This is a genomic window from Nocardia sp. NPDC050412, from assembly GCF_044458825.1.
GTDB lineage: Bacteria > Actinomycetota > Actinomycetes > Mycobacteriales > Mycobacteriaceae > Nocardia.
Genome location: NZ_JBITIJ010000013.1, coordinates 38,073 through 52,016, shown reverse-complemented (window position 1 = coordinate 52,016; position 13,944 = coordinate 38,073). Strand labels below are relative to the sequence as shown.

Genomic DNA, 13,944 nt, shown 5'->3' with positions numbered 1-13,944 from the left:
GCTAACGATAGAATTAGTCACTGATGTTGTCGTTTGCGTTAAAGCGAAGCTGAAACACAAACGGCGATACTAGATTTCTTCCAGTTTGGCCTGTGAATTTTGCTGCACAAATACCTCAACCAGGGCAGTGCCGAAAGCGAGCGACTCAGTCCCTCGCCACGGCGGCTGACCTCCTGGATCATGAGCCGGCCCACCGATCTGCCCACCGGGCGCCGCGCTCACCTGGACGAACTTCTCGCATCCTCTCCGGAGATGACGGATCTGGCCAGACTCGTCGGCGAGTTCGCGGCGATCCTCGTCGAGCGCCGTGGCACTGATCTCGACACGTGGATGAAACAGGTCCGAGAGGCCGGGCTGACCGAACTCGACCCGTTTCTGCGCGGACTCGACCAACACCACGACGCTGCAATCGCTGGTCTGACCCTGCCCTACAGCAACGGCCCGATCGAGGGCGTCAACACGAAAACCATTCTGTGGAATCTGAAAAGTCAAGTTCATCCTGATTTGCCCTGGTTCACTGCGATGATCGGCAACAGGGTGGCGGTCGCTGGAGCGCCGATCTCGCGCGGTGTTGCCCCGGCTGGCGTGGGGACATCGACCAGCCGTTCGAGGAGTTGGTCGAGTGCGGTGTGCCCGTCGTCGACGGCGGCGCGTTCGTCGTCGGTGAGCGGGACGCTAGCCAGCATCCGTTGGAGGTTCTCCTTGGCTTCCAGCAGTTGCCCTTTGCTGGAGTCCTTCGGTGTGTAGAAATCGCAACGGGCGCAAGCCATTCGGTGTGGGCACTGTTCGAAGAAGGTGTAGGTGCAGTATCCGTGTCCGAGGTCGTAGAACTGCCAGGGTTCACCCGCTGCAGCCTGACCGGAGGTCACGGCGTCGCGGTCGACGAGGACTTCGATCGTGCGGACATTGCGGGCAAAGTAGCCCGCGTCGGTGTAGGCCCTGGCCAGGGTGTTCGGGCTGATCTTGGCGTAGAACTGAGTCGATTGCGGTGAGCGATGACCGAGCCAGGCCTGCAATTCGAACAGCGTCATCGGCTCTTTCGCGTTATAGAGCTGGCTGGCGATGGTCGATCGGGCACGGTGGCTGGTGATGGCGCCGCGGACATCGACATCGGGAACACCGGCCTTGCGACAGAGCATAGGAATGACGGTGTTGTTGATGTAGCCGGTGGAGATCCTGCGAGCGCGGACAGCGAAAAGAATGTCGACGTGCTCGCCGGTGCGGCGGTCGAGCAGCTTCGGCTGGTCAGGACGGACGGCCTGCCAGGCATCGATGACCTGCCCCAGCAGCGGGTCGACCGGCTTGGCGAACGCAGTGCCGGTCTTGTTGGTCGCGACGTCGAGCAAGCAGACCGCGTCACGAGCCTGGGTCTGGTTGCAGTCGGCGGCGATGGGGATGTCGTTGTGCTGCCATCGGATGCATCCTGTTCGCAGACGGGCGATTTCGTTGCTGCGCAGCCCGGCGAACAGCCAGGTCACTGTCACGGCGCGGACCAGTTCTAGCGGATAGAAATGGCCGCTGGTGGTCACCGGCAGGTCTTCGGCCTGCAGGTTCAGTCCAGCCCACAACAGTTTCGCCCAGATGTCGTCGGCGATCATGCGTGGGTCGGGGCCAAGCAGGGCCGCGATGCTGCGCGGGGTGGCCAGCGCGCGTTGCGGGTCGAATCGGCGTGGCAGCCATTCCCATTCGTGGCAGTCGTCGAAGAACCGGCGCAGCGCGGCGAGGTGGCCTTCCTTGCTGGATGCTTGCAGCGGTTTGCCGAGGCGGTCACCGAGCCCGGCGATGCGCTGCACGTAGTCGCCGACATTCATCCGATCCAGCGCGGCGACCCAGGCCGCGCAGGTCTGGCGAGTCCAGTCGGCCGGGTCGGCCGCCTCGGGATGCTCGGCGGCCAGCCAGCGGCCCACCTTGAGTAGCGTGGACCGGACGTGGCCACGGACGCGTGGGGTCAACGTCGAGGTGGCATACCAGCGGTCGGCCCACTGTTGCCAGACCGGAGCTCCACCGGTCGCGCGGACACTGTGCTCGCCGGTGCGTGCGCGGGGCGGATCGCAGAACCCCAGGTCCGCGACTGCCCGCTGCAACGCATACAAGGCGTTCAACCGGGCGCCTTCGAGCATCCGGTGGGTGCGGAACCGGTCGAACAACTCGGTGTCGAGATCCTCGAGGTGCGGGCTGCGGTTGAACAACAACAGCGGACACAACACCGCCGGCAGCAGAACGTCATCGTCACGGCCGAGCTGATATCCCCACTGCGCCAACACCTTCCGGACACGTGCGATCTCACCGTCGACCCGGTCACGGCCGAAGATCCGCCATGACAGGGTCAGTCGCTGGAAACTGCCGAGTCGATGGAATTCGCTGAACGAGCCCAGCAGATATGCCTGCGCCGCCAGGTAAGGGCGCACCTCGTCACCGGCCCAATCCGGTGCGTTGCAACGGAACTCGGTTGTATCCCGGCCCAGCAGATGCGCCCACTCGTCGCTGCTCCAACCCCAGAACGTCCGTCCGGTCTCGCCGCAGCGGATCAGCAGCACCGCCACGGCGTCGAGCATGGCGCGGCGGCGGTGCGGTGTCGGCGGCGAATCCAGGCCGGCGTTCACCGTTTCCGGTGGCCGTATCAGCCGCCGGATCGTCGACCATCCCGGCGCGGACGGGTCGTGATACTGCAACCGGCGCAGATTGCGCAGGCCGAGTTCGGCGACTGCTGCTGCTTCCTCGGGCCGGATCTCGACCGTAGTGTCGAAATGGTGCCCGGAAAGCGGTGAGCGCCAACGAAGTTGGCCAGACAGGCGGTCAGGCGCGATCTGGGGCCGGGTCACCGCGCAGACTCCACCGCAGCGCTGGAGGTGCCGGTGAGTGCGGCGATGCGCCAGGCATGGATGTGTTCCATGCTCCGGCTGAGCTTGTCGGCCAGGTCCCGACCGGAGAGATGGATGTAGGTCAGAGTCGAGTCGGTATGCCGGTGTCCGGCAAACGAGGCGATCGTGTGCAGTTCCCAGCCCATGCGCGCCAGGTCGGTCAAGCACAAGTGCCTGGTCGTATGCGTGGAGAACCGCGGAACCCCGGCCGCGACGGCGATGCGGCGCACCACCTTCGACCACGTCCACAACGTCAATGGCTCGGCCCGGTTGCGCCGCGATTCCGACAAAAACAACGGACCCCGGGCCCGGCTGAGGGTGGCCCGATGCCGCAGATACGCCGACAACAACACACCCGTCGGCGCCGAATACGGCACCACCCGGCTCCGCCGGGTCTTCGTCGTCTCCGCCCGGACCCGCACCGTCCGATGCGCTGGATCCAGATCATCGGTCCGCAACGAGCACAACTCCTCCCGCCGCAACGCCGAATCGTAGGCCAGCGCCAGCATCACCCGGTTACGGATCGGCTCACCAGCTGCGACGGCGAGAAGGTCGCGCCATTGCTCCTCGTTCGGGATCCAGGGCAGTTTCACCATCCGCGGCACCAGACCGCGCGATGACCCGCCACCGCCCCGGCGGCCGGGTGTATAACGGCCCCGGCCGACCGGATTCGCCCCCCGCACACCCTCTTCCATCAGATGGTCGTAGAACAGGCGAACCGGAACCAGTCGCTGCTGGATCGTGGCATTGGCCAGCCCGGCACCCGAATCGATCGACACAACGTTCGCACCGCGGTGATGCGGGCGAGATGTCAACTCCCGCACGAACATTGCGATATGCGACCGGTTCGCGGTCACCGGATCCACCTGCTCCCGCTCGCACATCAGCAGATACTCCGACAACCCGCGCGCATACGCGTCGAGCGTGCGCGGCGCGCGTCCCAGATCCGACCACACCCCCAACCACGCCGCCGCCCGCTCATGCCGGCCCAGCACCGGCCACTTCACCGTGAACCCGATCGTCCCGCTCAATCCGCCTCCCAAGTCCGTGGTCATACCAGGGAGACATGATGATCACCCCGGCCAGATTCCACGTAACTTTTAAACTGATCAAACGACAAATGTATGGCCGAGCCAGCTTCCAACTGCTCCGACACCGCATCCTGCTGGCATAGCCCCAGCGACCACCGGAAGTGAGCCAAAGCCGTTCATCTGACAGTCCCGGTTGAAACCATTGCAGCCCAATATAATCGGTACTTATCCAACCTGCCTGACCTGGGTTGGAGTCGGTCTGGTGAGGCGAGTGGACGGTCGGAGTGCTGGCGTGCACGGTGGCGACGGGGCAACGGCCGAGAGACCCTGCGCCGCAGGAGTGGATAGGTGCTCCTGGGTTCCTCGGAGCGATCGACGCATCCCGCCACCAAGTGCGCGGCAGGCCGGAACCTGTAGGTCTGCTGGATGAGTCAGCCCTGAGCTACGACAACACGGACTGGGAGTTCGGGGTCGTCAGTGTTGATATCGTGCTCGAATCCGGCTGGGTTGTCGATTCGCCGAGTTGGGTCGTAGATCACCGCGACCAGCGCGGCGACGTTCGCTTGCCCTCGATAGCCGAACATGTCGTCGATGAGTTGGCTCCGAATCTCCTTCGCTCCCAACGATGGCCGGGTCATCTTTGCTTCGACCGCCACCTGTTCCTGACGTAGCACGAAGTCAATACGGTACGAGCCGCCTGCTCTGCGTGGGGTTGTCTCCTCCGGCTCTACGTCATCGAAGTGAAGCCGGAGCACGGCATGCAGGATCTTCTGAAGGTCATACTCGTCCGACACGGTAATGAGGCCGGGGCCGCGACGATTCGGGCTTTCCATAATGGCCAAAGCAGGTGGGAGTCGGCGAAACAGCTCGGTCAGCTGATTCATCGTGTCGTGGACTTCGGGATTGATGGCTAGCCGCCCTTTGGCTTCCAACAGCAGACGGCGCTGTTCAAGCAAGGGCTCCTCGTAGCTCTGCTTCAGTGAGTGTTGCCATCGGCCATGGCTCTTCAGGAAGCGGGGAACGGAGTTGTACAGTGCCCACGGCTTTCTGGGGTAGGCAATGAATTGCTTGATCCTGGGACTTGTGTTCGGATATCTGGCCTCGAACTGCTCGATAAACCGCCCACGGAGATCGTCTGACAGCGAGGAGAGTGAAGCCGAGTACCACAATGGATAGCGGCCCTGTAGCTGGCGTACCGCCAGCACGGCGTCTGACTCGTCCTCGCCTTGGGCCATTCTGCCGAGTTCAGCCAGCTCCTCTATCTGGCCGAGTAGCGCGGCGATCCGCTTGGCTTCCCCCGCTTGGTTCATGGCTAGATTCTAGGGTCCTTGGGTGAGTCGTCTCATGGTGCACGCCGGTCGACTTCTTCCATTGGCTGTTCAATTGGAGCGCCTCAGGTTCAGCTGCGCCGCTGGTCTCCGCGCGGCCGGATCGGTACTCTCGCCTCGCGCAGCACCCTTCGCCACCGTCCGCTTGGCCATGTGATGCTCCACCTTCAACTGCACCATCGAAGCAGCGGCCTCGTACTTGGCGATTATCTCGGCCACTTCGTCTGGCCCTAGCTGCTTCTTCGGCCCGCCCGATGTCCACGGCAGTGATGAGCGTGACCTGCGCGGTCCGCTTAGCTTGATCCGTTTTCGCAGTTCAGTGAAGTCTTCCAAGATGTCGGCCCGGTTCGAGTAAGTTCCCGCCATGTCCACTAAATGGCGAAGCCGCAGGTCATTGGCCTGTGGCTTCGCTGTTGTGTGGCATTGTGCGAACACCTTGCGGCGGTTCAGTCATCGACGAGCGTCGTTTGTGACCGAGCGATCCAGGGTCGTCAAGGCCCGACACACTCCGGGTAGGCGATCCATGTAGCGCGAGTAGACGGACGCTCATGCCGAATTGGGCGCAATTCTGTGGACGGCGTCGGAGTGCGTCGACACAATCTCTGTCGTCCACGCGGATCAGTGGTGGATCACCTCACCGAGCCGCGGCAGGACGAGTCGTTTCCTTCCAACTGCGCTCCACGGCGATATCGAATTCAGGTCGCTGGCATGGCGGCGGGCGTCGCTACTGGCGATCGAGATGGTCGCCTAGTCGCTTCCGACGCGCGTGGGAGATTGCGAGATTCTCAGACTCCGTTCAACGGGGCAGAGGGGGGAAAGGTGACCGGTAGAGCCGCCAAGGACCGGTGGAAGGGGCCAGGCCGCCAGGTCGGTGCGTCGGCCGGTATGGCCAGCTGGATCTCGGGCAGCGCATCGAGAAGCTGATCGATGGCGTTTTGAGCGAGCAGGTAGGCCAGCGACTGCGCGGGGCAGGCGTGTGGGCCGATGCCCCACGCCAGATGCGAGCGATTGCCTGTGTGATTCTCGGTCCGGATCGCGGGGTCGTTGTTGCAGCCGGCCATGCTGATGAGGATCGGCTGGTGCGCGGGCAGCCAGACGTCGTCGATGAGGATCGGCTGACGGGGATAGGTGGTGAGGAGGTTTGCCAGCGGCGGGTTGTTGAACAAGACTTCGTCCAAGGCGTCTCGGGTGGATAGGTTCCCGCCGACGACACTTCCACCGAAACGTTCGTCGGTGAGGATCAGCAGCAGGGTGTTGCCGATCAGGTTCTGTTGCAGTTCGATCCCGGCGCCGTAGACGCTGTTCAGTTGGTGGATCATCTCCAGTTCATCGAGTTCGGCCGGATGCCGCAGTAGTAGCGAGGTGATGTCGTTGCCAGGATGGGTCCGTTTGAGGGCCAGCAGTTCCAGCAGCGCCTCGACGATCATCTTGTTGCCGTCCTCGGCATCGATCCCCTCGAACATCGCGGCCATGCCTGCGGCGACCCGCTGTCCGATCTCCGGCGGGCAGCCCAGCAGAGCATCGGTGACCGCGAATGCGAGCGGTAACGCGTACTGACTGATCAGATCGGCTGTACCGGCCTGGCAAAAGGTGTTGACCAGCGGGATGGCGATCTTCTCCACGGTGGCATCGAGAGCATATAGATCTACCGCGTTGATACTCGTGGTGATTGCCTGCCGGTAGCGCTGGAGGACCGCTCCGTCGTTTCGACTCCCGGTGGGACGCCACTCCATAAGCGGCCGGACGGGGCAGTCGGCCGGGATGTTCTGCTGCCAGGTGCGCGGATCGACAGGGAAGTGCTCGGGATCGTTGAGGATCCGCAGCGCGGTGTCATACCCGACCACCAATGTGGCCGGCACGCCCGGCGCCAGCTCAACCGGAGCCAAAGAGCCGTATTGTCTTCGCATTTCGTCGTAAACACGGTGCGGATCCGCGGCGAATTCCGGTGAGTACAGCGACACCCTTGGACCTTCGGTAGCCATCGGCGAGCCGTGGACGACTGGACAGGCCGGGGTGTCCAGTCGGGACTGTGGCGTACTCAAGAATGGAGCTCCAGATGTTCGTGTGTGCTGTTCTAGGGACGCGGTCTTCAGCGCATCCCTGCTTTCGGTCGCCGAACCACTGCTGCAAACTTCGAGAAGCGTACTGTCCAAGGGAATTTCGTGCCACTCGTTCCGCGCCGCGTTGACAGCAGCCGATTCGAAGTATCGTGCGTCGAACGCGGTTGGTGAACGTCTGATGGGGTCGATGGCGTGCTTTCTTGCCGCTTACGGCCTGGCCCGCGGCGCGCCCCTGGCACACGACCGCTCACATCCGCCGAGTACCTACCGGCGTGATTCGAATCGCCAGCCCTGCGACCGTCAGCGGGTTCGAGTTGTGAAGCGTTAGGCCCACGAAAGGCCCGGTCCGGGCCTTCGTTGTTTCGGTTGATCGTTCGGAACTACACGCAGACGCCGCCGAGGTTCAACGCGGTGACGTTGGTGTACCCGGCTGCTGGTTGGTAGTCGGGGAGACCGTCGTAGTAGACGGCGCTGACGATGTGCTGGCCCGCGATATCCGGAATCCAGAGGATGCTTGCGGTGCCGTTGGAGACCGGGACGGTGCCGACGATGTTGCCGCCGAGGCCGGGCAGGCGGCTGGTGAATTCGACGACACCGCTTTGCACCGGGGTGCCGTCGGGACGCTGCACCCTCGCCTGCGCAGTCTGCCCGCAGCCGACCGCCGCAACACTGGTAGCGCCGAGTGCCGGGCCGGTCATCGTTACCGACAGTGTTGGGGCGATCGCCGCATTCGCTTGGGGTGCAAAGGTTGTCGGTACTGTCAGACACGCCGCCGCCAGCGCCACACCGGCCGCGCCGCGCGAGAGTCCGCCCATCATGCCTGCCTTTCGCTGTGCCGACCGAGCCCCTCATGGCCCGGTGTAGGTCGTCGCACGGTACCTGAGACGCGGATCACATATGCGCAGGCCGCGCCGAGAATCTGATGTTCAGAGTGCCGAGGATCGGACGGTCCGAGCTGACGGAGCCCGGTATTCCCGTCCGAAACCGCGTCGCGCGGAGTTAGTGTTGCACCGCGCTACATAGCCACGTTCCAGCAAACCGCGAACGGAGCGTTATGGGACACAGGATGGGTATCGCCGCGTGCATGGCAGCCGGGCTGTTGTTCGTCACGGGCTGCGGAACGTCGACGGACTCCACCGGAACTTCCACGCAATCGACCTCGCCGGGGGCCGAGCCCGCGTATGCCGCCGCTCTTCGGCCGGTGATAACCACGTTGATGAAGGACAACGTCATTCCGGGTGCTGTTGTGGTTGTCAAATCGCCGAAGCAAGGCAATTGGACTGCGGCATTCGGTACTCGAACCATCGACTCGAATGAGCCGATGACGGTTGACGACTATTTTCGGGTCGGCAGCAATACGAAGACGATGACGTCGACGGTCATCCTGCAGTTGGCGCAGGATGGCAAGCTCTCGCTGGACGACCCCATCGACAAGTATTGGCCCGGCGTGCCGAACGGCGATCAGATCACGATTGCTCAGCTGAACGAAATGCGCAGCGGGCTATACAGTTACACGTTCGACCCGCAGTTCAATGCCGCGCTCGACAACGAGCCGCAGAAGGTGTGGACACCAGAGGAGTTGCTGGCCATCGCGTTCGCGCACCCGGTGAACTTCCAACCCGGGGAAAAGTTCGAGTACAGCAATACCAACTTCATCCTGCTCGGCCTGGTCATCGAGAAGCTCACGAAAACGACGGCCGCCGAGAGTTTCCAGAAGCGTATCTTCGAACCGCTGAGCCTGAAGCACACATCACTGCCCGCGGCCACGGACTCCTCGATTCCGAATCCGCATCCCAGGGCTATGCCTTCGGCACCAACGTTTCCACCATCGACACCTACGCTCTTCCTCCCGCGGAACAAGCCGAGGCCTTCGCGGGCACATTGAAACCGAGCAACCAAACAAATATCAACGTGTCTTGGGCGTGGACAGCCGGTGGCGCGATCTCGACGGCCGACGATATGGCGACCTATGTGAAGGCGCTCGTCGGCGGTGGCCTGCTCGATGCGAAGATGCAGAAGACTCGGGTGGACAGCATTCAGCCGATCGATCCGGCCAATCCGGAGCAGGCCGGATACGGTCTCGGCATCGTGCGTTTCGGTACGCACCTGATCGGACACGACGGTCAGCTCCCGGGTTTCATGACCTTCATGGGCCATGACCCGGCATCGGACCTCACGATCGTGGTCACCACGAACCTCGCGGCAGTTCCGTCGGGTGAGGGGTCCGCCCTGGTGCTGGTCAAAGGCATGCTGCCGACCTTCTACGGTGCTGATGCCCTGCCGGGCAAAGCGACTACGAGCCCGACGAGCAGTTCCACCGAAACAACGACGACCGGTCGATGACAGTACGAGTGATGCCGGATGGATGAGACCGCCGTACTCATCGCGGGCGCAGGCCCGATCGGACTGACCACCGCGATCGAGTTGCGCCGCAGGGGAGTGTCGTGCCGGATCATCGACCAGGTACTGGAATCGCCCCAGTATGCGAAAGCCGTTGGTGAAATCGACATTCGCATTTGAGCCTCTTGCGGAACAGTGGCGCGACGTCGGGAACCGTGCTGTTCATATTGCCGCTGTGCATGAATGCGGTGGGATTCCAGAACTTGGAGTCCTCGAAGACTCCGCGCTCATTTGGTGTATCCGGACAGGCTCGGCGCGAACATTTGGGGGCGGTCATTTTGCGCGGGCGATGTCCAGGATCGGCGCGGCTCCCGGGCTGTCTGTGTGCGAGACAGCCGAATCCTATGCTCCGTGGTTGTGATCCGAGCCGCCGGAGACAGTAGCGACGGCGATCATGACGGTCAGCGCATGGAAACCGTGTGAGCTGGAATTTACGCGCCGACGACCAGTCCCGGCAGATAATGCGACGTAGCGGGCAGACGAGGAGGAAGCCGTGCGGTACCAGGCCGGGCTGGCGGGGACGTTGCGAGTCACCGTCGAATTCACCGATACCGCGCGTCGATTGCTCGACATTACGTGGTCGGCCGCCAACGCATCGGCCGCCCGCAAGAAGTTCGAGTACGCGCGGATCTTCCTGGTGACACTGTGTGGCGATCCGGAGCGGATGTACCTGGACCTCGTGGACCGACGGCCGTCGGCATCGGTGCAACTGCCAGCGGAATTGGCCGAGGGCGCATACGCCATCGAAGTCGACGCCTACGGCAGTGCGAGTTGGGGTGATGGGCGGCTCGACGCACGCGGGCGAAGTGCCTCGTTCATGATCGACCCAGGCGAATCAGGCTAGTGCCGCGTCCAAACAGCCCCTGCCGTATCGAGCCTGGTTCGAGGGGTTCCGTCGAAGGCAGTCGAAGGGTGGTCGCCCACGCCGCATCGACTGTCATATGACAGCCCTGCGAGCGGTCGGAGCGGGTGGCGCGGCAAGCTATCTGGAAGCGGCACTAAAAGAACTGTGTGCGGGATGCCAACTGTTCGACGTATGCGACCGAGTTATTCGACCGTGGTCAAGTGCGAGCGCGGTGAGCGGTGAGTATCACTCGGGCCCAAGAAGTTTCGACTGGTTGTGCGGCAGTGCCCAGGAACCGCGTTGCGGCTCAGCGAGCATGGCGGCGATGATGCCGCGCTGTTCGGCGGGTCCGAGATCGGCGATCAGGGTTCTCATCGCGCCTCCATCGGCGTAGCCTCTGAGCTGTGCTGCGCCGCCAGCGAATGCACCAGATAGATCAGATTGCCTACGGTTACCAGACTGTGCACCTGATCATTTCGCACTGGGCCGGCCAATGAATCGCGGTGGAACTGCGGTAGTACTCGCCCGAGATGGGCCGGCCCCGCCTCGCTGACCACCTGGACCTCGAGCCGATCCGAACAACCTGGTTGCCGGGCATGCAAGACCGCGGCCTATGGGCGCCCTCTGGTCGATGTGGTGGTTGATACATCAGATTGGTTGTGAATCAATGCAATTCGTCAGATCGAACCGATACCATGGGAAAATGACCGCGATGCGGCTCGGTAACGGTACGTGGTCGATTCTGCGGGACGCCTGCGCGGGCGTGGGCATCAATTCCGCAGACGCCCAACTACTTCGAGTGACCGGGGAGATCGACTATCGGTTGCCCGGCGGTGTGATAGCGCGGATCGGTGCGCCCGGACAGCAGGGTGCCGCCAAGCGCGCAGTCGATGTCGCCCGATGGTTGACCGCCGCCGAAATCCCAGTGGCACAGGCGGTTTCCGACATTCCGCAGCCGGTAGTGGTGGACGGTCGCCCGGTGACGTTCTGGCATGAGTTGCCGCAGCACCGCGCGGGCACACCCGCGGAGGTGGCCGCGGCGCTGACCCGATTGCACCGACTCGCGCCGCCGACCGATATGGAAATCGGACAGGTGGCGCCCTTCGTCGGACTCGATGAACGCATCGACGCCGCGCACACCATGAGCACTGACGACAGATCCTGGATGCGTAGGCATTTGGCGGAACTACGTGGTCGCTGGGCCGCGCTGCCGACCGGACGACCGTGGTGCGTCATCCACGGCGCCGCGTGGAGCGGCAATGCGGTTGTCGCGGCGGACGACAGCGTGATTCTGCTCGATACCGGACTGTTGTCGTTCGGTCCGCCGGAATGGGATCTGGTGCATGCGGCGATCGAATGCGCCTCGTTCGGCTGGATCACCGATGCGCAGTACGGCGAGTACTGCCGGGCCTACGGCAGTGATGTGATGCGCTGGGACGGCTTCTATCTGCTGCGTGATATCCGGGAGTTCCGGATGGCCACCATGGCCGCGCAGGCGGCGGCCGCGAATTCGGAGTACCAGGAGCAGGCGGATCTCCGACTGGCCTGTGTGCGCGGCGATATCGGCCCACGGGTGTGGGACGGGTGGACAGCGCTGTCCTAACGCGCTTGCGATGCCGAGCGGCGGAGGTCCGGGAGGGCGTCCGCCGCATCGGGTTCAGCCCTGCTGGGTCGGCACGACGATGAGCTCGGCCACATTGACGCGCGGCGGTGCGGCGACGGCGTAGGCGATCGCATCGGCGATATCGTCCGAACTCAGGATTTCGAGTTCGCTGCGCCACTGGGTGAGCCCAGTGCGCTGTTCTTCATCGCGCATACCCGCGCCGAGTTCGGTCTCGACGAAACCGGGTTCGATATTCTTCACCCGGACACCGCGCGGGCCGAATTCCGCGCGCAGATTGCGGGTGAGATGGGCAACCGCGGCCTTCGTCGCGGTGTAGACGCCGTAGTTGGGGAATACGGTGTGTCCGCCGATCGAGCCGACATGCACCAGATCCGCGCGGCGGCCGTCGCGTGCCGCGGCGAGCAGGTCATCGATGAAAGCTCTTCCGGTGTAGAGCAATCCGTTGATATTGGTGCCGACCATCTGATCCCATTCGTCGGTGTCAGCGGCTTCGAACGGCGCGGCGAGCATGACGCCCGCATTCGCGACCACCAGATCGACCGGGCCGAATGCAGCGCGCACCGTCGCCGCGGCATCGCGCACGGATCGCTGATCGACCACATCGGCGACCACCGCGAGGGTCGGTCCACCGATCTCGGCGGCCAGTTCTTCGATCCGATCCTTACGGCGGCCGAGCAGGGCCACCCGTGCGCCATTGTGTGCGAGCTGTCGGGCAGTGGCGGCGCCGATACCACTGGACGCACCGGTGACGACCGCGGTGCGGCCTTCGAGGTTATTTGTCATGAACACCACGTTCGTATCCGCCGCGGCCATCCGCCAGGCTGCGGACTTCCTGGTAGTCGCAGGGCCACCCAGGTCCGACCAGGTTGTCCTACCCTCGGGTACATGGACTCCGAGAACCGATTGGGCGTATTCCTGCGCGCCCGCCGCGAACTAGCGCGTCCGGAGGAGTTCAGGATTCCGGCCGGCGGGCAACGGCGGGTAGCCGGGCTGCGTCGCGAGGAAGTGGCCATGCTCGCGGGTATGAGCGCGGACTACTATGTGCGGCTGGAGCAGGGACGCGATAAGCATCCGTCCGAGCAGGTTGTCGAGGCATTGGCCCGGGTCTTCGCGTTGGACGAGGAGGGGGTCGCGCATCTGCGCGAGTTGGCACGGCCGACGGCTCGGCGCAGGCGGGCAACGCGACGGCCCGAGCGGGTTGCGCCCGGGCTGCTGCGCCTAATGGATTCCTGGCCGAATACGCCCGCATTGGTCCTGGACCGACATATGGATGTGCTCGCCGCGACTCCACTGGCCACCGCGGTCAATTCCTGTTCAGCCAAGGGCGTCAATATGGTGCGGGCGATCTTTCTGGACCCCCAGGCGCGTGAGTGTTATGCCGACTGGCCCACCATTGCCGCCGATACCGTTGCCAGTCTGCGTGCCACCGCGGGCACCGATCTCGACGATCCACGCCTGACCGAACTTGTCGGAGAGCTGACGCTGAAGAGCGAGGATTTCCGGCGGCTGTGGGCCCGTCATGACGTGCGGGCGAAAACCGCAGGCGTCAAACATTTTCGCAACCCGCTGGTCGGCGATCTCACGCTGTCGTACGAAACCTTTGCCGTGAACGGTGCTCCGGGCCAGATCCTCATCGCCTATCACGCCGAGCAGGATTCGGCCGATGAGCGCGCGCTCGCGCTACTGGGCATGATCGTCGCGGGTGCGGTGCCCGAACCCACTTCCGTACCAGCCGATTCCGATAACTGATTCAGTCTTGGTCGCGCGACGAACCCCGGCGACCCGGAGCGGTCGGT

Annotated in this window: 13 protein-coding genes and 3 pseudogenes; 7 read left to right on the top strand and 9 right to left on the bottom strand. The window is 63.7% G+C overall.

What is annotated here, in order from left to right:
- Window positions 1–180: 180 nt before the first annotated feature.
- A pseudogene (locus tag ACIBI6_RS31055) lies at window positions 181–408 on the top strand (ISL3 family transposase); the annotation flags it as partial.
- 86 nt (window positions 409–494) lie between these two features.
- Here ACIBI6_RS31055 and ACIBI6_RS31050 read toward each other — a convergent pair.
- The 6 genes from ACIBI6_RS31050 to ACIBI6_RS31025 all read right to left on the bottom strand — a co-directional run bounded on the left by ACIBI6_RS31050 (window position 495) and on the right by ACIBI6_RS31025 (window position 8,095).
- Window positions 495–2,822 carry a tyrosine-type recombinase/integrase gene (locus tag ACIBI6_RS31050; RefSeq protein WP_396958684.1) on the bottom strand — a complete coding sequence of 776 codons (2,328 nt, stop codon included), beginning with the start codon at window positions 2,820–2,822 and terminating at the stop codon, window positions 495–497.
- Complete coding sequence (locus ACIBI6_RS31045) at window positions 2,819–3,916, bottom strand: tyrosine-type recombinase/integrase (RefSeq protein ID WP_396958683.1); 1,098 nt, start codon at window positions 3,914–3,916, stop codon at window positions 2,819–2,821. The genes ACIBI6_RS31050 and ACIBI6_RS31045 overlap by 4 nt, the downstream gene beginning before the upstream one ends.
- Window positions 3,917–4,323: 407 nt before the next feature.
- Window positions 4,324–5,202 carry a hypothetical protein gene (locus ACIBI6_RS31040; RefSeq protein WP_396958682.1) on the bottom strand — a complete coding sequence of 293 codons (879 nt, stop codon included), beginning with the start codon at window positions 5,200–5,202 and terminating at the stop codon, window positions 4,324–4,326.
- Between the two features lie 69 nt (window positions 5,203–5,271).
- Entirely contained in the window at window positions 5,272–5,586 is a 315-nt protein-coding gene (locus ACIBI6_RS31035; RefSeq protein WP_396958681.1) for a hypothetical protein, read from the bottom strand.
- 419 nt (window positions 5,587–6,005) lie between these two features.
- On the bottom strand, window positions 6,006–7,202 hold the full coding sequence (locus ACIBI6_RS31030) for a cytochrome P450 (RefSeq protein WP_396958680.1): 1,197 nt from the start codon (window positions 7,200–7,202) through the stop codon (window positions 6,006–6,008).
- A gap of 458 nt (window positions 7,203–7,660) precedes the next feature.
- Complete coding sequence (locus ACIBI6_RS31025; RefSeq protein ID WP_364345094.1) at window positions 7,661–8,095, bottom strand: hypothetical protein; 435 nt, start codon at window positions 8,093–8,095, stop codon at window positions 7,661–7,663.
- Window positions 8,096–8,334: 239 nt separating this feature from the next.
- Here ACIBI6_RS31025 and ACIBI6_RS31020 point away from each other — a divergent pair, with 239 nt between their 5' ends.
- From ACIBI6_RS31020 to ACIBI6_RS31010, 3 genes and pseudogenes are all read left to right on the top strand, one after another.
- Window positions 8,335–9,165 carry a serine hydrolase domain-containing protein gene (locus ACIBI6_RS31020; RefSeq protein WP_396958679.1) on the top strand — a complete coding sequence of 277 codons (831 nt, stop codon included), beginning with the start codon at window positions 8,335–8,337 and terminating at the stop codon, window positions 9,163–9,165.
- Window positions 9,166–9,191: 26 nt separating this feature from the next.
- A complete protein-coding gene (locus tag ACIBI6_RS31015; RefSeq protein ID WP_396958678.1) occupies window positions 9,192–9,623 on the top strand; it encodes a serine hydrolase in 432 nt (143 codons plus the stop codon).
- Between the two features lie 18 nt (window positions 9,624–9,641).
- Window positions 9,642–9,779: pseudogene (locus ACIBI6_RS31010) on the top strand (FAD-dependent monooxygenase); the annotation flags it as partial.
- Window positions 9,780–9,819: 40 nt separating this feature from the next.
- Here the strand turns inward: ACIBI6_RS31010 and ACIBI6_RS31005 are convergent.
- Window positions 9,820–9,946, bottom strand: a pseudogene (locus ACIBI6_RS31005) (D-alanyl-D-alanine carboxypeptidase); the annotation flags it as partial.
- A gap of 227 nt (window positions 9,947–10,173) precedes the next feature.
- Here ACIBI6_RS31005 and ACIBI6_RS31000 point away from each other — a divergent pair.
- On the top strand, window positions 10,174–10,524 hold the full coding sequence (locus tag ACIBI6_RS31000) for a hypothetical protein (protein WP_396958677.1): 351 nt from the start codon (window positions 10,174–10,176) through the stop codon (window positions 10,522–10,524).
- 246 nt (window positions 10,525–10,770) lie between these two features.
- Here ACIBI6_RS31000 and ACIBI6_RS30995 read toward each other — a convergent pair whose 3' ends face one another.
- Window positions 10,771–10,899, bottom strand: coding sequence for a hypothetical protein (locus ACIBI6_RS30995; protein ID WP_396958676.1), 129 nt, complete (start codon window positions 10,897–10,899; stop codon window positions 10,771–10,773).
- A 328-nt stretch (window positions 10,900–11,227) separates the two neighbouring features.
- On the opposite strand from ACIBI6_RS30995, the gene ACIBI6_RS30990 reads away from it, so the two are divergent.
- Window positions 11,228–12,127, top strand: a complete 900-nt coding sequence (locus ACIBI6_RS30990) for an aminoglycoside phosphotransferase family protein (RefSeq protein ID WP_364345088.1) — start codon at window positions 11,228–11,230, stop codon at window positions 12,125–12,127.
- Between the two features lie 54 nt (window positions 12,128–12,181).
- Here the strand turns inward: ACIBI6_RS30990 and ACIBI6_RS30985 are convergent, their stop codons facing one another.
- On the bottom strand, window positions 12,182–12,931 hold the full coding sequence (locus ACIBI6_RS30985) for an SDR family oxidoreductase (protein ID WP_396958675.1): 750 nt from the start codon (window positions 12,929–12,931) through the stop codon (window positions 12,182–12,184).
- A gap of 102 nt (window positions 12,932–13,033) precedes the next feature.
- Here ACIBI6_RS30985 and ACIBI6_RS30980 point away from each other — a divergent pair, with 102 nt between their 5' ends.
- A complete protein-coding gene (locus ACIBI6_RS30980) occupies window positions 13,034–13,897 on the top strand; it encodes a helix-turn-helix transcriptional regulator (RefSeq protein ID WP_396958674.1) in 864 nt (287 codons plus the stop codon).
- Window positions 13,898–13,944: the final 47 nt, after the last annotated feature.

Excerpts from the sequence above, each read along its gene's own strand:
- ACIBI6_RS31020 (WP_396958679.1), top strand. The coding sequence starts at position 8,335 with ATGGGACACAGGATGGGTATCGCCGCGTGCATGGCAGCCGGGCTGTTG.
- ACIBI6_RS31035 (WP_396958681.1), bottom strand. The coding sequence starts at position 5,586 with ATGGCGGGAACTTACTCGAACCGGGCCGACATCTTGGAAGACTTCACT.
- ACIBI6_RS30995 (WP_396958676.1), bottom strand. The coding sequence starts at position 10,899 with ATGAGAACCCTGATCGCCGATCTCGGACCCGCCGAACAGCGCGGCATC.
- ACIBI6_RS31045 (WP_396958683.1), bottom strand. The coding sequence starts at position 3,916 with ATGACCACGGACTTGGGAGGCGGATTGAGCGGGACGATCGGGTTCACG.
- ACIBI6_RS30990 (WP_364345088.1), top strand. The coding sequence starts at position 11,228 with ATGACCGCGATGCGGCTCGGTAACGGTACGTGGTCGATTCTGCGGGAC.
- ACIBI6_RS31025 (WP_364345094.1), bottom strand. The coding sequence starts at position 8,095 with ATGGGCGGACTCTCGCGCGGCGCGGCCGGTGTGGCGCTGGCGGCGGCG.
- ACIBI6_RS31040 (WP_396958682.1), bottom strand. The coding sequence starts at position 5,202 with ATGAACCAAGCGGGGGAAGCCAAGCGGATCGCCGCGCTACTCGGCCAG.
- ACIBI6_RS31030 (WP_396958680.1), bottom strand. The coding sequence starts at position 7,202 with ATGGCTACCGAAGGTCCAAGGGTGTCGCTGTACTCACCGGAATTCGCC.
- ACIBI6_RS30980 (WP_396958674.1), top strand. The coding sequence starts at position 13,034 with ATGGACTCCGAGAACCGATTGGGCGTATTCCTGCGCGCCCGCCGCGAA.
- ACIBI6_RS30985 (WP_396958675.1), bottom strand. The coding sequence starts at position 12,931 with ATGACAAATAACCTCGAAGGCCGCACCGCGGTCGTCACCGGTGCGTCC.